Source organism: Pseudomonas sp. MS15a(2019) (assembly GCF_013277805.1).
GTDB lineage: Bacteria > Pseudomonadota > Gammaproteobacteria > Pseudomonadales > Pseudomonadaceae > Chryseomonas > Chryseomonas benzopyrenica.
Genome location: NZ_VBTN01000010.1, coordinates 347,809 through 365,563 on the forward strand (window position 1 = coordinate 347,809; position 17,755 = coordinate 365,563).

At 67.9% G+C, this 17,755-nt stretch carries 13 protein-coding genes; 8 read left to right on the forward strand and 5 right to left on the reverse strand.

Translation table 11 applies throughout. The features are described 5' to 3' along the window. Positions 1-95: 95 nt before the first annotated feature. Positions 96-5,228, forward strand: a complete 5,133-nt coding sequence (locus tag FEZ61_RS16095) for a DUF4011 domain-containing protein (RefSeq protein WP_173149457.1) — start codon at positions 96-98, stop codon at positions 5,226-5,228. A 506-nt stretch (positions 5,229-5,734) separates the two neighbouring features. Here FEZ61_RS16095 and FEZ61_RS16100 read toward each other — a convergent pair. Next, positions 5,735-7,090, reverse strand: coding sequence for an OprD family porin (locus FEZ61_RS16100; protein WP_173149459.1), 1,356 nt, complete (start codon positions 7,088-7,090; stop codon positions 5,735-5,737). 154 nt (positions 7,091-7,244) lie between these two features. Between FEZ61_RS16100 and FEZ61_RS16105 the strand changes: the two genes are divergently transcribed. Continuing rightward, on the forward strand, positions 7,245-8,180 hold the full coding sequence (locus FEZ61_RS16105; RefSeq protein ID WP_093254527.1) for a DNA/RNA non-specific endonuclease: 936 nt from the start codon (positions 7,245-7,247) through the stop codon (positions 8,178-8,180). 355 nt (positions 8,181-8,535) lie between these two features. On the opposite strand, the gene FEZ61_RS16110 is transcribed toward FEZ61_RS16105, so the two are convergent. Continuing rightward, positions 8,536-9,543: a hypothetical protein gene (locus FEZ61_RS16110; protein WP_017640020.1), complete on the reverse strand. Its 1,008-nt coding sequence runs from the start codon at positions 9,541-9,543 to the stop codon at positions 8,536-8,538. Between the two features lie 125 nt (positions 9,544-9,668). After that, on the reverse strand, positions 9,669-11,015 hold the full coding sequence (locus FEZ61_RS16115; protein ID WP_064307416.1) for an Nramp family divalent metal transporter: 1,347 nt from the start codon (positions 11,013-11,015) through the stop codon (positions 9,669-9,671). A gap of 218 nt (positions 11,016-11,233) precedes the next feature. Between FEZ61_RS16115 and mntR the strand changes: the two genes are divergently transcribed. Together mntR and FEZ61_RS16125 are read left to right on the forward strand one after the other, a co-directional pair. Beyond that, entirely contained in the window at positions 11,234-11,683 is a 450-nt protein-coding gene (mntR, locus tag FEZ61_RS16120; protein ID WP_017640022.1) for a manganese-binding transcriptional regulator MntR, read from the forward strand. Positions 11,684-11,784: 101 nt separating this feature from the next. After that, positions 11,785-13,098 (forward strand): PAS domain-containing methyl-accepting chemotaxis protein, encoded by a 1,314-nt coding sequence (locus FEZ61_RS16125; RefSeq protein ID WP_173149461.1) that lies wholly within the window; start codon positions 11,785-11,787, stop codon positions 13,096-13,098. 20 nt (positions 13,099-13,118) lie between these two features. Here the strand turns inward: FEZ61_RS16125 and FEZ61_RS16130 are convergent, their stop codons facing one another. Then, complete coding sequence (locus FEZ61_RS16130) at positions 13,119-14,279, reverse strand: MFS transporter (protein ID WP_173149463.1); 1,161 nt, start codon at positions 14,277-14,279, stop codon at positions 13,119-13,121. Then, positions 14,279-14,812: a GNAT family N-acetyltransferase gene (locus tag FEZ61_RS16135; RefSeq protein ID WP_017640025.1), complete on the reverse strand. Its 534-nt coding sequence runs from the start codon at positions 14,810-14,812 to the stop codon at positions 14,279-14,281. The genes FEZ61_RS16130 and FEZ61_RS16135 overlap by 1 nt, the downstream gene beginning before the upstream one ends. A 64-nt stretch (positions 14,813-14,876) precedes the next feature. On the opposite strand from FEZ61_RS16135, the gene FEZ61_RS16140 reads away from it, so the two are divergent. The 4 genes from FEZ61_RS16140 (at position 14,877) to arsC (ending at position 17,747) form a co-directional block, all read left to right on the forward strand. Next, positions 14,877-15,800 carry a LysR family transcriptional regulator gene (locus tag FEZ61_RS16140; protein ID WP_173149465.1) on the forward strand — a complete coding sequence of 308 codons (924 nt, stop codon included), beginning with the start codon at positions 14,877-14,879 and terminating at the stop codon, positions 15,798-15,800. A 71-nt stretch (positions 15,801-15,871) separates the two neighbouring features. Then, a complete protein-coding gene (locus FEZ61_RS16145; protein WP_064309359.1) occupies positions 15,872-16,195 on the forward strand; it encodes a metalloregulator ArsR/SmtB family transcription factor in 324 nt (107 codons plus the stop codon). Positions 16,196-16,278: 83 nt separating this feature from the next. Continuing rightward, positions 16,279-17,325 (forward strand): ACR3 family arsenite efflux transporter, encoded by a 1,047-nt coding sequence (gene arsB / locus FEZ61_RS16150; RefSeq protein ID WP_017640028.1) that lies wholly within the window; start codon positions 16,279-16,281, stop codon positions 17,323-17,325. Next, positions 17,322-17,747: an arsenate reductase (glutaredoxin) gene (gene arsC / locus FEZ61_RS16155; protein WP_173149467.1), complete on the forward strand. Its 426-nt coding sequence runs from the start codon at positions 17,322-17,324 to the stop codon at positions 17,745-17,747. The genes arsB and arsC overlap by 4 nt, the downstream gene beginning before the upstream one ends. Positions 17,748-17,755 lie beyond the last annotated feature (8 nt).

Below are 17,755 nucleotides of genomic sequence, written 5' to 3' on the forward strand. Positions count from 1 at the left end.
ACTTTTTCCGCTTGCCCAGGCGGGCTATGGGCTGCATCGACCCGCCCACTACTGTACATTCATCTACCTTAGGCAATAAGCAAGGGTGGTAGGCGATGAGCGTGGATGTCGAACTGGTGCTGGCCGGCAAGATCGGCTTCGCGGCGCACCAGAACGCGGTGCCCGTGCTGCGTGAATTGCGCCTCACCCACAGCGGCCCCGAACCCCTGGCCGACCTCAGCCTCACGGTGACCGCCGAGCCGGCTTTCGTGGTGCCGCGCACCTGGCACCTGGAGCGCCTTGATCCCCAGGGCACCCTCTATCTCGATGATCGCGACCTCGAATTCGACGCCGCCCTGCTCGGCAGCCTCCAGGAAAGCCTGGTCGCCCAGCTGACTTTCACGGTGCGCCAGGGTGACGAGATCCTGCAGACGCGGCGCTATCCGGTCGAGCTGCTGGCCCGCAACCAGTGGGGCGGCGTGGACAGCATGCCCGAGCTGGCAGCGGCGTTCGTCATGCCCAACGACCCGGCGGTGGATCGCCTGCTGGGGGCAGCCGCCGAGGTCCTGCGCCGCGCCGGCAAATCCACGGCGCTGGATGGTTACGAGGGGGAGTCGCGCCGCCGGGTCTGGGAGCTCGGTTCGGCGCTCTGGTCGGCCCTGTGCGGCCTGCAGCTGACCTACGCGGTGCCGCCGGCCAGCTTCGAGCGCCAGGGCCAGAAGATCCGCACGCCCGGCGCCATCCTCGACGGTGGCCTGGCCACCTGCCTGGATCTCGCCCTGCTCGCCTGCGCGGCGCTGGAACAGGCCGGCCTCAATCCGCTGCTGGTCATTACCCGCGGCCATGCCTTCGCCGGGGTCTGGCTGCAGCCCCAGGAATTCGCCCAGCTGCTCACCGACGACGCTGAGCCGGTACGCAAGCGGGTGGCGCTCAAGGACCTGCTGGTATTCGAGACCACCCAGGCCACCGCCTCGCCGCCGCCTTCCTTCAGCCAGGCCATGCAACTGGCCGAGCGGCAGCTCGACGACGAGACCTTCGTGCTGGCGCTGGACGTCCGCCGTGCCCGCCTGCAACGCATTCGCCCACTGGCGGTGCCCGGCCAGCCGGCCATCAGCGCGGACGGCCTGCTGCTGCCAGGCGAGGCCCTGGAAGAGGCCCCGCCGCTGCCGGCCTTCGACGTGGATGTCGAGGCGGCGCCGACCACCCCGGTCGGGCGCCTGGCGCTGTGGCAGCGCAAGCTGCTCGATCTCACCACCCGCAACCGCCTGCTGCACGTGCCGGACAACGCCCGCAGCGTGCCCCTGCTCTGCCCCGAGCCGGCGGCGCTGGAGGATCGCCTGGCCGAGGGCCGGGCGCTGCGCCTGGTGCCGCTGCCGGACCTGGCGGTGAGCGGGCGCGACGCCGTGCTGCACGAAGCCCGCGAGCACGAGAATCTCGACGACGAATACGCCCGCGGCGCCCTGGCCCGCGGCGAGGTGGTCGCCCCCCTGGATGCGACCAAACTGGACGCGGCCCTGGTGGAGCTCTATCGCCGCGCCCGCAGCGATCTCGACGAGGGCGGCGCCAATACCCTCTACCTGGCGCTGGGCTTCCTACGCTGGAAAAAGGCCGCCGACGATCCCAAGCACTACCGCGCGCCGCTGATCCTGCTGCCGGTGCGCCTGGAACGCCAGAGCGCCGCCAGTGGCATCACCCTGCACCTGTTCGAGGACGAGCCGCGCTTCAACCTGACCCTGCTGGAGCTCTTGCGCCACGACTTCGACCTGGACATTCCCGGGCTCGACGGCCCGCTGCCCGGCGATGGCAACGGCATCGACGTGGATGGCATCTGGACCAAGGTGCGGCGTGCGGTGCGCGACCTGCCCGGCTTCGAGGTCAGCAGCGAATTGCTGCTCGGCCAGTTCTCCTTTGCCAAGTACCTGATGTGGAAGGACCTCACCGAGCGTAGCGACCAGCTGATGGAAAGCCCGCTGGTGCGTCACCTGCTGGAGCGCACTACGGAATCCGGCGCCTACCTGAGCGGTGGCAGCTTTCCCCGCGAGCGCGAGCTGGATCGCCAGGTCACCCCGGCCGAACTCTTCACCCCGCTGCCGGCGGATTCCTCGCAACTGGCGGCCGTGCTGGCCTCGGCCGGCGGCCAGGATTTCGTCCTCGACGGCCCGCCCGGCACCGGCAAGTCCCAGACCATCGCCAACATGATCGCCCACAACCTGGCGCTCGGTCGGCGGGTCCTGTTCGTCGCCGAGAAGCGCGCCGCCCTGGACGTGGTCTATCGCCGCCTGGAAGCCCAGGGCCTCGGCGAATTCTGCCTGGAACTGCATTCGAGCAAGGCCTCCAAGGCCGAGGTGCTCAAGCAGCTGGAGCGCGCCTGGGACACCCGCGACGGCCTCGACGAAGAGGAATGGCTGGTCGAGGCCGCCGAGGTGGAGCGCCTGCGGGATCGTCTCAACGCCGTGGTGGAGCGCCTGCACCGCCGCTGGCCCAATGGCCTGACCCTGCAGCAGAGCATTGGCCGCGTCTTGCGTGACGCAGCTCCCGATACCCCACGCCTGGCATGGTCCCAGGCCGATGCCCACGACGCCGAGGCCCTGGCCGAGTTGCGCAGCGCCGTGCGCCGCCTGGCCCTGCACGCCGAAACCGGGCGCAGCCTGGCGGCGGATTTCGCCCTCTTGCCGGCGCATCCCTGGTCCAACGCCTGGCAGGACGCCCTGGTCACCGCTGCCGAACGGCTGCGCGACACCCAACACGCCTTGCAGCAGGCGCGGCAACGCCTGCGCGATGTCCTCGGTCTGCCACTGGCCGACCAGGTGGCGCCCCGTCGCCTGCTGGAATTCGCTGAGTTGCTGCAGAACGCCGCTGGCCAGGATCTGGCCTTCGCCTTCGGGCCCGGCGCCGCCGAGCGCCAGCGTCACCTGGGACGCGCCCTGGAATTGCTGCGGGACTACCAGGCGCTGGAGCGCGAGCTGTCGGTGCCCTATGCCGCCGAAGCCTGTCGCCGCGTCGCCCTGACCCAGCTGGAAACCGCCTGGGATGCCGCCGGCCGCCGCTTCTGGATCTTCGCCAGCCGCGCCCAGCGACAGGTCACCCAGGACCTCGCCCGCCAGGGCGAAACCCAGGGCCAACCCGATGTCGCCGCCGACCTGCCGCGCCTGCGCCGCCAGCGCACCCTGCTCACCGAGCTGGACGATCTGGCGCCCACCCTTGGCGGTATCGCCGGCTGGCAGGGCGTCACCAGCGACCTCGACGCCCTGCTCGCCCGACGCGCCTTGGCGGAAAGGCTGAGCACGGCGCTGCCAACCCTGGCGGAAACGCCCGAGCAGCTGCTGGCCCTACGCCAGGCGGCAGCGCGGCGGTTGCAGCATCCCGAGGATCAGCCGGTGGACACCACCCTGGCCCCGGCCAGCAGTGCCTTCGCCGAGGCCCTGGATGCAGCCGAAGCCGCTCGCCAGGCATTCGCCGCGCAGGCGGGACTGGCCGGTGATACCGCCGCCGCCGAGCTGGTACGCACCGCCGCCGCGCTGCTGCGGCAGCCCGGTCGGCTCAAGGCCTGGTGTGACTGGCAACGCGTCCGCGAAGAAGCCGACGCCCTCGGCCTGGCACCCCTGATCGCCCGCGCCACGACCGCCGCGGCCGACGATCTCCCGACCCTGTTCGAGACCGCCTATGCCCGCTGGTTCGCCGCCACCGCCCTGGACGCCGAGCCGCTGCTGCGCGACTTCGTCCCGGCCGAGCACGAGAGCGACATCCAGGCTTATCGCCGGCTGGACGACCGCCTGCAGACCCTCGCCGTGCGCCATATCCGCGCCCTGCTCTGCCATGGCCTGCCGCCGAAGAACGATGCGGCGCGCCAGGGTGGCGGCTTCGCCGTGCTCAAGCACGAGTTGCAGAAGCAGCGCCGACACCGGCCGCTGCGCCAGTTGGCCCTGGAAATGGGCGACGCCCTGGCGCGACTGGCGCCCTGCATGCTGATGAGTCCGCTGTCCATCGCCCAGTACCTGCCCCCGGACGGCGGCCTGTTCGACCTGGTGATCTTCGACGAAGCCTCGCAGATCGCGCCCTGGGACGCGGTGGGTGCCATCGCCCGGGGCGTGCAGGTGGTGATCGCCGGCGACCCCCGGCAGATGCCGCCGACCCGCTTTTTCGACCGCGCCGCCGGCGAGGACGACACCGCCGAGGACCTGGAAAGCATCCTCGACGAATGCCTGGGCGCCGGCATCTACAGCCACAGCCTCAACTGGCACTACCGCAGTCGCCACGAGAGCCTGATCGCCTTTTCCAACCATCACTACTACGACGGCAAGCTCATCACCTTTCCCGCCCCGGAGATCCGCCCGAGCGCGGTGGAGTGGCGGCGGGTGGACGGCGTCTACGCCAAGGGCAAGGGGCGCCACAACGCCCTGGAAGCCCAGGCCATGGTTGCCGAGGCGGTCAAGCGCTTGCTGGATCCGGCCTTCGCCGGGCTGAGCCTGGGCATCATCACCCTCAACAGCGAACAGCAGCGGCTGGTCACCGACCTGCTCGACCGCGCGCGCCAGCAGCACCCGGAGATCGAGGCGCACTTCGCCGAGGACCTGGCCGAGCCGGTGGTGGTGAAGAACCTGGAAACGGTCCAGGGCGACGAGCGCGACCTGATCATGCTCGGCATCGGCTTCGGTCCCACCGAGCCGGGCGCCAATACGATGTCGATGAACTTCGGTCCGCTGAACAAGGACGGTGGCTGGCGGCGCCTCAACGTCGCCGTGACCCGGGCACGGCGGGAGATGCTGGTGTTCTCCTCCTTCGATCCGGGGCTGATCGACCTCAATCGCACCAATGCCCGCGCCGTGCGCGATCTCAAGCTGTTCCTGGAATTCGCCCAGCGCGGCCCTCAGGCCCTGGCGGCGGCGGTCAAAGGTTCGCTAGGTGGGCACGACTCGCCCTTCGAGGAAGCCGTGGCCCAGGCGCTGCAGGCCAAGGGCTGGCGGGTGGTGCCGCAGATCGGCGTCTCGCGCTTCCGCATCGACCTGGGCATCGTCCATCCCGACCGGCCGGGGGACTACCTCGTCGGCATCGAATGCGACGGCGCCACCTACCACAGCGCCGCCACCGCCCGCGACCGCGACAAGACCCGCAGCGCCATCCTCCAAGGCCTCGGCTGGACGCTGTTGCGCGTCTGGTCCACCGAATGGTGGATCGACCGCGCCGGGGCGACCGAGCGGTTGCATGGGGAGATCGAGCGGCTGCTGGAAGAATCGCGGGCGAAGGCCTGAGGGTGAGGCTTGTTGGGCTTCGCTGCGCTCAGCGCCAACCTACGGCGATCCGAGCCTGTAGGTTGGGCTGAGGCGGCTCCATCGCCGAAGCCCAACAAGCCGCGCTGACCTCGGCACCGTTGGGCTTCGCTGCGCTCAGCGCCAACCTACGGCGATCCGAGCCTGTAGGTTGGGCTGAGGCGGCTCCATCGCCGAAGCCCAACAAGCCGCGCTGACCTCGGCACCGTTGGGCTTCGCTGTGCTCAGCGCCAACCTACGGCGGTTTGTCTGGAACCGTAGGTTGGGCTGAGGCAGCTCCATCGCCGAAGCCCAACAAGCCGCGCTGACCTCGGCACCGTTGGGCTTCGCTGCGCTCAGCGCCAACCTACGGCGGTTTGTCTGGCACCGTAGGTTGGGTTGAGGCGGCTCAATCGCCGAAGCCCAACAAACCGGGCTCGATTTCGGCACCGTTGGGCTTCGCTGTGCTCAGCGCCAACCTACGGCGATTTGCCCACCACTCAGCGGTATCAAAGAATATTCAGCGGATACTCGGTGATCAGCCGCGTCTCGGCCACGGTGCCGCCGGTGCTTTGGCTGCCGGAATGCCAGGCCTGACGCAGGCGGAAGCTCAAGTCCTTGGCCGGGCCGTTCTGCAGGACGTACTTGGCCTCCAGATCGGTCTCGTGTTCCTTGTCGCCGTCGCCATAGAGCCCGGCATAGGCCGAATCCGCCGCTACCTTGCTGCCGTCGATGCCGCTGCCACGGGTATGGCGCACCATCAGGCTCAGCCCCGGCACGCCGTAGCTTTCCATGTCCAGGTCATAGCGGGCCTGCCAGCTGCGCTCGCCCGGACCGTTGAAGTCGGAGAACTGCATCGAGTTGCCGAGCAGGATGGAGTCACCGAAGGCACCCGGCACCGGCGCGCCGAAGACCGCGTAGTCGAAGGGCTGGTCGCCGTGGATGCGCTGGTGGATCAGGGTGAAGGTGTGGGCGCCGGTCTGGAAGGCGGCGGCCAGCGAGCCGGCGGTGTTGGCGATGCTGCCGGCCTTGGCGCTGCCGGCGTCCAGGGTGCGGTAGAGGTTGGCGTCGAAGGTCAGACTCTGCTCGGCGGCCAGCGGCAGCACATAGTTGAGGTTGCCGTAGTACTGGTCCCAGACGTCTTCGAAGTGCCCGGCGTAGAGCGAAGCGCTGAGATGATCGCTGAACTTGTAGACGCCCCCGGCATAGCTGGCCGAGGCCGCTTCCACGCCGGCGTAACCGGCGAAGATGCCGCCGTCCGAGCCGGTGGTGCGCGGCGCCGTGGCGGCGGTGAAGTGACCGCCTTCCAGCATCAGGTGATCGACCTCCTGGCTCACCAGGCTCCAGCCACGGGCGGTCTGGGGAAACAGCCAGTTACCGCCCGCCGCCAGTACCGGCGCCGTGGGTTGCTGGTCGCCGTACTTGAGCACGGTGTTGGAAACGCGCAGCTTGACGGCCGCTCCGCCCTTACTGAATTCGCTGCGCTGGCTGCCGTCGCCGTCCACCGGCATGTTCGGGGTATTGGCGTGGCCATCGCCGCCATCCAGCTTGAGGCCCAGGTAGCCATAGGCATCCACCCCGACCCCCACGGTGCCCTGGGTGAAGCCCGAGGTGTAGTTGAGCAGGAACGCCTGGGTCCAGCTGCGCGGATCCCGGCTGTTGCGTGCCTCGGCGCCATGGCCGTCGCCCTCGTTCTGGCGCAGGTAGTAGTAGTTGCGCAGCAGCAGGGTCAGGTCACCGTCTTCGACGAAGCCCTTGGCATCGGACTGCTGACTGGCCAGGGCCGCGCCAGTAAGGAGCAGGCCGGGCACGCCGAGCAGCCAGACGCGCTGACGGGCAAAGGGGGAAAACAGCGATAGCTTCATGGGCGGTTCACTCACGGATCTCGGTTGGGAATCGTTAGGTCGCGAACGAGTTTGCCAGCTAGCGCCAGTGCATACCACTTCGCTGACCGTCGTCATCGCCCGGTAACCTCCCTGTGCTGCGCTGGCGGTCCGCCCCTTGCGTTCGTGGTCCACCATGCCCAGCCAGCCCTTTGCCGTCGATCTCGCCTATCGTCCGCGCCTCGCCGATCTGCGTCCCCTGCTGCCAGCGCAACCCGCCGGCCTGCGCGCCGAACCCCGCATCACGCCCGCCGCCAGCCTGGCGGATCGGCAGGGCTACCAGGCCGCTTTCCTGGGTGACTTCCAGGTCCCCTGGCCAGGCCCGAGCGCCGCCCTGGCCACCGACGTCCATCCCCTGCCCGCCTCGGGCGATCGCCTGGACTACACCCACTTCTCGGTAACGCTCTCGCGCAGCCGACGGATGGCGCTTTGGGTCGGGGTCAATATCGATGGCGGCCAGCACCGGGACGTGCCGCGTAGCCGCGACGCCTGGGCCTATGACGGTCGAGTGCCGCTGGAGGCCCAGCTCGGTGAGGCGCTCTATGCCGACAACCTGCTCGACCGGGGCCACCTGGTGCGGCGCCAGGATCCCAACTGGGGCCCCGCTGCCGCCCAGGCCAACCGTGACACCTTTCACTTCACCAATTGCGCGCCGCAGATGGCCGCCTTCAACCAGCGGACCTGGCTGGAACTGGAAGACTATCTGCTCGACAACACCCAGCGCTGGCAGGCACGCATCACCGTCTTCAGCGGCCCGGTGCTGCGCCCGGACGACCGTGTCTATCGCGACGCCCGGATTCCCGAGGCCTTCTGGAAGGTGGTGGCCTTTCTCGGTGACGACGGCAAACCCTCTGCCAGTGCCTACCTCATCGACCAGCGCCGGGAGCTGGACGAGCTGTCCATCGCCTTTGGCCGCCTGCGTACCTACCAGTGCAGCGTCGTGCGCATCGAACAACTGACCGGCATCGACTTCGGCCCGCTGCGCGACCATGACGGCTTTTCCAACGAAGAGCGCGCCACAGGCCAGGCGGTGGAGCAGGCCATCCAGGGACCGGGCGACATCCTGCTCTAGCTGGGCTGGCCGCAGGCGCGTGACAGGCTGTTGCGCAGCCCCAGCAGGAGAGCCCGGCCAGGTAGAGTTCGGCAGCATCCGCCAACCCCAGGCGTAGCGCCCAGGTATTCACCGCCAGGGCCGGTCGGTAGAAGGCCAGGTCGCTCAGCATTTAGCAGGCCGCCAGTAGTCCGGTGCGCGGCCAGGCCAGGCTCAGGCACGCCCTGATCGCCCCGCTGACCTATCGCCACCTGTTCGTGCCGAGCGGCCAGACAGCTGGAAAAAGCGATCACCCAAAAACGCCGATGCCCGGACCGTCGCCAGTCCGGGCATCTAGTCTTGCAGCGGAAGCCGAAGGATCCGCCAGAGGGGGCGCTTAGGCAGCGACCACCTTGTTGGCCGGCTGGGTACGACGACCCAGGGCACCACCGATGGCGCCGACGATGCCGCCGATCACCAGGCTGATCAGCAGCACCCAGCTGGCCTGGGAGACCTTGCGGGCGGCCACGTCAGCGGCTTCACGAGCCTTCTGCTCGGCCTGGGCCTTGAGCTCCTGGTACTTGGCATAGGCCTGCTGGTAGGTCTGCTGGGCCTTGTCGACGATGGCATTGGCCTCGGCGTCGCTCTTGCCGGTACGGGCCTTGATCAGGTTGACCAGGGCCTGACGGTCGGCGGCGTTCCAAGCCTGGTCGCCACGGGCCTTGAGACGGTCCAGCAGGGCGGTCAGCTGGTCATCGGTCTGCTGCGGGTTGTTGGCGCTGTTCTGGGCGGTGTTCTTGGCATCCTGCTCGGCGCCCTGGGCCTGCTGCTGCAGATTCTCCGGCTGCAGTTCGGCTTTGCCGGTCTGGCGCAAGGCGGTTTCCAGTTCGTTCTGCAGATCGCCCAGGTCGAGCTGGATGCCCTGCTGGCGCAGTTGATCCTGAACCTGGTTGGTCAGCGCCGGTGCGGCCTGGGACAGGCCACTGCCGATCATCGACAGACCGCTGCCCGCCACGTTGAGGCCGGTACGCACCACGCCGCTCACCGCGCTGGACACCAGATAGACGCTGACCAGGGTCACACTGGCCCAGACCAGGATGCCGTGCAGGGCGCCTTCGCGCTGGGCCAGGCGACCGGCGATCCAGGCACCGATGAAGACCGAGACCACGGCGCTGACGCCGACCCAGATACCGGTGCCCTTGCCCAGGCCATCCAGCGGATTGGCTTCCTGCTGCGGATCGATGGAAGCGGTGCCGATGGCGGTGCCGAGCAGGCTCAGTAGCAACGAAACCGTCAGGGCGATGACCACGCCGGCGATGATCGAGCTCCAGGAGATACGCTTGAGCAAGGGGGCGGTGGCCGTGGTGGCCGCATAGGCGGGAGTTTGGCGGGCGTCGTAGGACATGGCGAGTGCTCCGGGATGGTTAGGGGAAGAACTTATTGTGGTAACGGATGGATACCCTTCCGCTTTAACAAGTTCCCAAACCAGCACGCCAGAGCCACCGAAGGTCATCAGACCTCAGACATCCTCTAACCCAACAGGATATCGGCCAGCAGCTTCACATTGAGCACCACGATCAGTCCGGCAATCGCCCAGGCCAGCACCTGCGTGACCCGACCGATCACGAAAGAACCCATCAGCTGGCGATCCGAGACGAAACGCACCAGCGGGATCACCGCGAAGGGCAGCTGCATGGACAGCACCACCTGGCTCAACACCAGCAGCTTGGCCGTGCCGCTCTCGCCATAGAGACCGGTCACCACCACCACCGGGATGACGGCGATACCGCGGGTGATCAGCCGCCGCGCCCAGTCGGGGATGCGCAGCGACAGAAAGCCTTCCATGACGATCTGGCCAGCCAGGGTCGCGGTGACGGTGGAGTTGATGCCCGACGCCAGCAGGGCGACCGCGAACAGCAGCGAAGCGATACCCACGCCCAGCATCGGCGACAGCAGGTGATAGGCGTCCTGGATCTCGGCCACGTCGGTGCGCCCGGCACTGTGGAACACCGCCGCGGCGGTGATCAGGATGGCGGCGTTGACGAACAGCGCCAGCATCAGCGCCAGGGTGCTGTCGGCCACCGCCCAGCGCAGGCCCATGCGCCGCCCCTCCTCGGTGCGCGGATAGGCGCGGGTCTGGACGATGGAGGAATGCAGATAGAGGTTATGGGGCATCACGGTGGCGCCGATGATGCCGATGGCCAGGTAGAGCGCGGCCGGATTGGTGACGATTTCCGCCTTGGGCAGGAAGCCGTCGGCGATCGCGGCGATGGACGGCTGGGCCAGCACCATCTGCACGCCAAAGCAGACGAAGATCAGCGTCAGCAGCGCGATGACGAAGGCTTCCAGCCAGCGAAACCCGCGATTCATCAGCAGCAGGATGAGAAAGACGTCCAGCGCCGTGAGGATGGCGCCCCACATCAACGGGATGCCGAACAGCAGATTGAGGGCGATGGCGGTGCCGATCACCTCAGCCAGGTCGCAGGCGATGATGGCGATCTCGCAGGCGATCCACAGCAGCAGACTGACCGGCCGCGAATAACGTGCGCGACAGGCCTGGGCCAGGTCCAGCCCGGTGGCGATGCCCAGCCGCGCGGCCAGGGCCTGCAGAAGGATGGCCATGAGGTTGGAGAGCAGGATCACCGACAACAGCAGGTAGCCGAATTGCGAGCCCCCGGCCAGGTCCGTGGCCCAGTTGCCCGGATCCATGTAGCCCACCGAGACCATGTAGCCCGGGCCGACGAAGGCCAGCAACCGGCGTAACCAGCTGCCACCCTCGGGTACCGGCACGCTGGCATTCATCCGCCCCAGACTGGGCCGGGCGGAAGGCGCGGACTCCTGCCAGGCTGGCTCGACATAGCTGGCGGATTCTTTCATGGCGGACTCGTGCGGCAAAATAGGAATACCCTTTGGAGAATTTAGCCTAGGCTAAAATTCACACATTCAGCAATAAAAAATCTCTATCTCATCCGTCGATAACGCCCATTGGCGAAGGAATCTTTGGTATTCGCCCGCAACTCGGTCAAAATGGCGCCCGAACGCGTCCTCTTGACGCGCCTCAGGTCTTTGCGGAGAAGGTCATTCAGGTGGGCAACATGACAAAGGACGACGAACTGCTGAATCGGTTGGTCGATCCATCCATTCATATGGAAGGTTTTCAACAGGTCCGCGAGGCGCATCGTCAGGAGCTGATCGAAGACTATGTCGAGCTCATTTCCGATCTTATCCGGGACGGCGGTGAAGCGCGCCAGGTGGACATCGCCGCGCGCATCGGCGTGGCCCAGCCGACCGTGGCCAAGATGCTCAAGCGCCTGGCCGCCGCCGGCCTGATCGTGCAGCGCCCCTATCGCGGCGTCTTCCTCACCCCTGAAGGCGAGGCCCTGGCCGAAGCCAGTCGCGCCCGCCACCATGTGGTGGAGACCTTCCTGCTGACCCTGGGCGTGGACGCCGATACCGCGCGCCGCGACGCCGAAGGCATGGAGCACCATGTCAGCGAGGCCACCCTGGCCGTCTTCCGGCGCTTCATCGCCAGTCGTCAGGCGTAGGCTGCGGCTTTAGTCGAAAGTCGCCACGGCTCCCCCTTCAGAATATCCGGGTACCGTCGAAGTAGTGGAAGTCATACTTTCACTCTTCTTGGTGCCCTGCCATGTTCAATCGCCCTCTCAAGACCGAACTCGTCCAACTGCGGGCCGAGGTCGCCGAACTGCGTCAGCTGCACGCCGGCTTCGAAAGCCAGGCGCTGAGTCTTACCGTGGATGACCGCGGCAATATCGAGCGCGTGAACGAGCGCTTCTGCCGCGAGATGGGCTACCGCTCCGAGAACGTGGTGGGGCGTCCCCTGGACGCCTTCATTCCAGAATACGTTAAACAATTGCCCTGCTATCGCGACCTCAAGAGCGCGCTCAGCCAGGGCACCCAGACCAGCGGCATGTACCGGCTGCTGCGGGCCAACGGCCAGGAAGCCTGGCTCTATGCGACCTGGCAGCCGCTGCGCGACGCCGCTGGCCGCATCCACAAGACCATCTGCTACGCCAACGACCGTACCGAACAGGTCGAGACCTCCACCGAGCATTCCGGCCTGATCAACGCCCTGCTGCGCTCCACCGCGGTCATCGAATTCAACCTGGCCGGCGAGGTGCTCACCGCCAACGACCGCTTCCTGCAGGGCATGGGCTATTCGCTCAAGCAGATCCAGGGCAAGCATCACCGGCAATTCTGTACCAGCGAAGAAGCCAACTCCGCCGACTACCAGGCGTTCTGGGCGCGGCTCAATCGCGGGGAATTCATCGCCAGCCGCTTCAAGCGCATCGACAGCCACGGGCGTACCGTCTGGCTGGAAGCCTCCTACAACCCGGTACTCAACACCCGCGGCGAACTGTACAAGGTGGTCAAATTCGCCACCGTCATCACCGAACAGGTCGAGCAGGAACAGGCGGTGGCCGAGGCGGCCAAGGTGGCCTTCGACATCTCCCAGCAGACCGATGAGAGCGCCCGTCAGGGGGCGGAGGTGGTGCAGGACACCGTCTCGGTGATGCGCAAGATCGCCGAGGAGCTGCAGGTCGCCTCCAACGGCATCGAGGCCCTGGGCGAGCAATCGCTGGTGATCAGCACCATCGTCAAGACCATCAGCGGCATCGCCGAGCAGACCAACCTGCTGGCGCTCAACGCCGCCATCGAGGCGGCGCGGGCTGGTGAACAGGGCCGCGGGTTCGCCGTGGTGGCCGACGAGGTCCGTCAGCTGGCCGGTCGTACCAGCAAGGCCACCGAAGAGATCGTCGGCGTGGTGCAGCAGAACCAGCAACTGGCGCAGACCGCGGTCGCCAACATGGCGGCGAGCAAGCACCAGGCGGAACAGGGCCTGCAGCTGGCCAACGCCGCGGGTACCCGCATCACCGAGATCCAGGACGGGGCCCAGCGTGTGGTCGGTGCGGTGGGTCAGTTCGCCCGGCGCCTGAACTAGCTCGCGGGCCGGCTCCCGCCTCAGGCCGGCGCCGGACGCCGCCGCCGGAGCAGCCCCAGCGCCGCCAGGGTCACGCCCAGGCTGACCAGCAGGCACAGCCCGAGCAGGCCCCGATCGCCCCAACTCTCCCGCGCCAAGGCATAGCACCAGGGCGCGGCCGCCGAGAGCAGAAAACTCGGCGCCAGCAGCTTGCCGGTCAGGCGTGCGTAGAGCGCCCGGTCGAACAATTCCAGCGGCAGGCTGGCCCGCAACACCGCCACCAGGCCGTTGAGGGCGCCATAGCAAAAGACGAAGCCCGCCGTCAGCAGCAGGTGGCCTTCGCTCGCCAGCGCCAGGGCGAAACTCAGCGGCAGGCCCAGGCCCAGCAACAGATTGAGCTGGCGCGCCGACAGCCGCTGTCCGGAGGCCAGTTCCGCCAGCCGTGCGCAAACCTGGCCGATGCCCCACAGCGCGGCCACGCCGACCGGTACGCCCCGCTCGGCCAGCAGCGCCGGCAGATGGGCCGAGAGCCCCGCCGAAAGAAAGCCGATCAACGCCATCCCGGTGGCGAACAGCACGCCAGCCAGGCGTGGCGAACCACCCGCCGCCGCGGGCGGCAACTCGGCACTGGGCAGACGTCCGCGGACATTGGGCAGCGGCATGAGCAACAGCAGGCCGGCCAGGGCGATGCCGGCATAGACCACCAGGCCCAGGCGCCAGCCAAGCACCTCCAGCAGCCAGTGGCCCAGGGGCCAGAACACCGCCGAGGCCAGCCCGCCGAGCAGGGTGATGCGCACCATCACCGCCCGCGAGCGTTCGCCGGCCAGGCGCACCAGGGTGGCGAAGGCGGCGTCGTACAGCGACAGCCGCATGCCCACCCCCAGGGTCACCCAGGCCAAATAGAACAATGGCGCCGACTGGGCCGCGGCCAAGCCTAGGCAGCCCAGGGCATCGAGCACCAAACCGAGCTGCAGGGTGCGGCAGCCACCCAGGCGTTCGATCACCGCGCCGCTGAAGGGCGAGATCAGACCCATGGTCAGCATCGCCAGGGAAAAGCCGCCATAGACCCAGCGCGCATCCCAACCCAGTCCCGCAGCCATGGCCGGGCCATAGACCCCCGGCAGATAGAAGGCCAGGCCCCAGGCCAGCAACTGCATCAACCCCAGCTGCCAGATGGCGCGATCGCTCGGCATCGGCGTCATCAGCGTGTCCCCGGGGTACGCTCGCCCTCGCCCAGGCTGAGTTGCATCAGGACCGTGTCCACCCAGCGTCCATGCTTGAAGCCCACCGCCTCGAAGGTGCCGACGGTGCGAAAGCCCAGCCGCTGGTGCAGGGCGATGGAGCCCTGGTTGGCGCTGTCGCCGATCACCGCTACCAGTTGGCGAAAGCCCGCCGCCGTGCAGGCCGCGACGATATCCTCCAGCAGCCGCCGACCGATCCCCTGGCCACCCAGGCCGTCGCGCACGTACACCGAGTCTTCCGCGGTATGGCGGTAGGCCGGGCGCGGTCGATAGAGCACCGCATAGGCATAGCCCAACACCTCGCCGTCCCGCTCGGCCACCCGATAGGGCAGCCCGGCCTGACGCACCGCCGCCAGGCGCCGTTCCAGCTCGGCCACGTCCGGCGGCTCCAGCTCGAAGCTGGCGCAGCTGTGCAATACGTGCTGGGCATAGATGGCCTGGATGGCGGGAAGATCGGCGGAGGTGGCGTCACGCAATTGCAGGGCGGTGTTCACGAGGTTGATCCATCCAGGGGTCGATGGGGCGATCATGCCGGGACGCCCAGCCAAAGATAAAGCTATGCTCGATTATCTCCGGTATAAGCGAAACCTTGGCATGGCCGACCTCAACCTCACCCAACTGCAGACCCTCGTCCAGGTGGTCGCCACCGGCAGCTTTTCCGCCGCGGCCGATCGCCTGGGGCTGAGCCAGCCGGCGGTCAGCCTGCAGATTCGCCAGCTGGAGCGGCGCCTGGGGCTCAAGTTGCTGGAGCGCCTGGGGCGCGGCCTCAAGCCCACCGCCGCCGGCAGTCTGCTGCTGGAACACGCCGACCATATCCAGACGGCGGTGGACCAGGCCCTGCAGGCCCTGGCCAGCCATGGCGAGACGGTCAGCGGACGGGTCGCCATCGGCACCGGCGCCACCGCCTGCATCCATCTCCTGCCGCCGCTGCTGGGCCAGTTGCGCCAGCGTTTTCCCCAGCTGGATGTGCGCGTCAGCACCGGCAACACCCTAGACGTCTTGCGCGCGGTGGAAGACAACCGCCTCGACCTGGGACTGGTCACCCTGCCCGCCAGTGGCCGCAACCTGCAGGTGGAGCCGCTGCTGGAGGATGCCTTCGTCGCCCTGCTCCCGCCTGCTAGTCCGCTGCCCAGGGGCGCGCTGGCGCCGGCTGCGCTGGCCGAAGCGCCGCTGCTGGCCTTCGAGACCGGCAGCAGCACCCGACTGCTGATCGACGACTGGTTTCGCCGCGCGGGCCAGCCCAGCCGACCGGTGATGGAGCTGGGCAGCATCGAAGCCCTCAAGGAACTGGTGGCCGCCGGTCTCGGCTACAGCCTGGTGCCCGGTATCGCTGTGGCCACCGAACACCATCGCCAGGGCCTGAGGGTCCAGCCGCTGGCGCCGCCGCTGACGCGCACCCTGGCCCTGGTGCTGCGCCGCGACAAACCCCTGAGCCGTCCGCTGCAGCAGGTACTGGAAGCGCTGCGGCGGTTGCGCCGCTGATCGAGAGGCTCGACTTGGCAACGAACACGCCTTAACATTCAATGATTCAACGATCATTGAATTATCGAATCATGCATGAAGACAGCGCCGTATCCGCCCTCGCCGCCCTCGCTCACGCCCAACGCCTGAGGGTTTTTCGCGCCCTGGTGGTGGCGGGCACGGGTGGCCTCACCCCCAGCCAGTTGGCCGACCAGCTCGAAGTGAGCCGCAGCAACCTCTCCTTCCACCTCAAGGAGCTGGCCACCGCCGGCCTGGTGTCGGTGGAACAGCAGGGTCGCAACCTCATCTATCGCGCGGCCTACGACCAGATGAACGCCCTGCTCGGCTACCTGACCGAGCACTGCTGCGCCGGCGGCGACTGCGTGGTCAGCGAACCCTTGCGCTGTTCCTGCTGATCCTCGACCAACCCCCATCCACCGACCGCAAGACCAGGCCCGCCATGCACAGTCCCCACGCCTGCCCACCGGCAGTACCCGCCATGAACACCTTCGAGCGTTACCTCAGCCTCTGGGTAGCGCTCTGCATCCTCGCCGGCATCACCCTCGGCCAATGGGCGCCGGATCTGTTCCGCTCCATCGGCCGGATCGAGGTGGCCCAGGTCAATCTGCCGGTCGGCCTGCTGATCTGGGTGATGATCGTGCCGATGCTGCTCAAGGTGGATTTCAGCGCCCTCGGCCAGGTGCGCCAGCACTGGCGCGGGATCGGTGTCACCCTGTTCGTCAACTGGGCGGTCAAGCCCTTCTCCATGGCGCTGCTCGCCTGGCTGTTCATTCGGGAAGTCTTCGCCCCCTGGCTGCCGAGCGACCAGCTGGACAGCTACATCGCCGGGCTCATCCTGCTGGCGGCGGCGCCCTGCACCGCCATGGTCTTCGTCTGGAGTCGCCTCACCCAGGGCGATCCGCTGTTCACCCTGTCCCAGGTCGCGCTGAACGACACCCTCATGGTCTTCGCCTTCGCCCCCATCGTCGGCCTGCTGCTGGGGCTGTCGTCGATCGCGGTGCCCTGGGCCACCCTGCTGCTTTCGGTGATCCTCTATCTGGTGCTGCCGGTGATCCTCGCCCAGCTCTGGCGACGCGCGCTGCTGCGCCAGGGCCAGGCTGCCTTCGAGCGCACCCTGGCCCGCCTGGGACCCTTCTCGATGGGCGCCTTGCTGGCCACCCTGGTACTGTTGTTCGCCTTCCAGGGCGAGGCCATCCTGGCGCAGCCGCTGGTGATCGCCCTGCTGGCCGTGCCCATCCTGATCCAGGTGCTGTTCAATTCGGCGCTGGCCTATTGGCTGAATCGCCTGGTGGGCGAGAGCCACAGCGTCGCCTGTCCGTCGGCGCTGATCGGCGCGAGCAACTTCTTCGAGCTGGCGGTGGCCGCCGCCATCAGCCTGTTCGGCTTCCACTCGGGCGCCGCCCTGGCTACCGTGGTGGGAGTCCTCATCGAGGTACCGCTGATGCTGCTGGTCGTGCGCCTGGTGAACGGCTCGCGCGGTTGGTACGAACGCGGCGCCCTTTCCTCTCGTCGAGACCGTCCATGAACAGCGACATCACGATCTATCACAATCCCGCCTGCGGCACCTCGCGCAACGTGCTGGGCCTGATTCGCAACGGCGGCGTCGAGCCGACGGTGATCCACTATCTGGAGACACCGCCCGACCGGGCGCAGCTGGAACGGCTGATCGCGGACCTGCGCATGCCCGTGCGCGACCTGCTGCGCCAGAAAGGCACGCCCTATGCCGAGCTGGGGCTGGACGATCCGCAACTGGACGACGCGGCGCTGATCGCCGCCATGCTGCGCCATCCCATCCTGATCAACAGACCCATCGTCGTGACGCCCCTGGGCACCCGGCTCTGCAGGCCCTCGGAGCAGGTGCTGGAGATCCTGCCCGAGCCGCAACGCGGGCCTTTCGTCAAGGAAGACGGCGAGGTGGTAGTTCCGCCTGCGGCGCCGCGCGGCTGATCTGGGCC

Bases quoted from the DNA above. Each gene is read 5' to 3' on its own strand.
- FEZ61_RS16095 (WP_173149457.1), top strand. From the start codon at position 96: ATGAGCGTGGATGTCGAACTGGTGCTGGCCGGCAAGATCGGCTTCGCG.
- FEZ61_RS16100 (WP_173149459.1), bottom strand. From the start codon at position 7,090: ATGAAGCTATCGCTGTTTTCCCCCTTTGCCCGTCAGCGCGTCTGGCTG.
- FEZ61_RS16105 (WP_093254527.1), top strand. From the start codon at position 7,245: ATGCCCAGCCAGCCCTTTGCCGTCGATCTCGCCTATCGTCCGCGCCTC.
- FEZ61_RS16110 (WP_017640020.1), bottom strand. From the start codon at position 9,543: ATGTCCTACGACGCCCGCCAAACTCCCGCCTATGCGGCCACCACGGCC.
- FEZ61_RS16115 (WP_064307416.1), bottom strand. From the start codon at position 11,015: ATGAAAGAATCCGCCAGCTATGTCGAGCCAGCCTGGCAGGAGTCCGCG.
- mntR (WP_017640022.1), top strand. From the start codon at position 11,234: ATGACAAAGGACGACGAACTGCTGAATCGGTTGGTCGATCCATCCATT.
- FEZ61_RS16125 (WP_173149461.1), top strand. From the start codon at position 11,785: ATGTTCAATCGCCCTCTCAAGACCGAACTCGTCCAACTGCGGGCCGAG.
- FEZ61_RS16130 (WP_173149463.1), bottom strand. From the start codon at position 14,279: ATGACGCCGATGCCGAGCGATCGCGCCATCTGGCAGCTGGGGTTGATG.
- FEZ61_RS16140 (WP_173149465.1), top strand. From the start codon at position 14,877: ATGCTCGATTATCTCCGGTATAAGCGAAACCTTGGCATGGCCGACCTC.
- FEZ61_RS16145 (WP_064309359.1), top strand. From the start codon at position 15,872: ATGCATGAAGACAGCGCCGTATCCGCCCTCGCCGCCCTCGCTCACGCC.
- arsB (WP_017640028.1), top strand. From the start codon at position 16,279: ATGAACACCTTCGAGCGTTACCTCAGCCTCTGGGTAGCGCTCTGCATC.
- arsC (WP_173149467.1), top strand. From the start codon at position 17,322: ATGAACAGCGACATCACGATCTATCACAATCCCGCCTGCGGCACCTCG.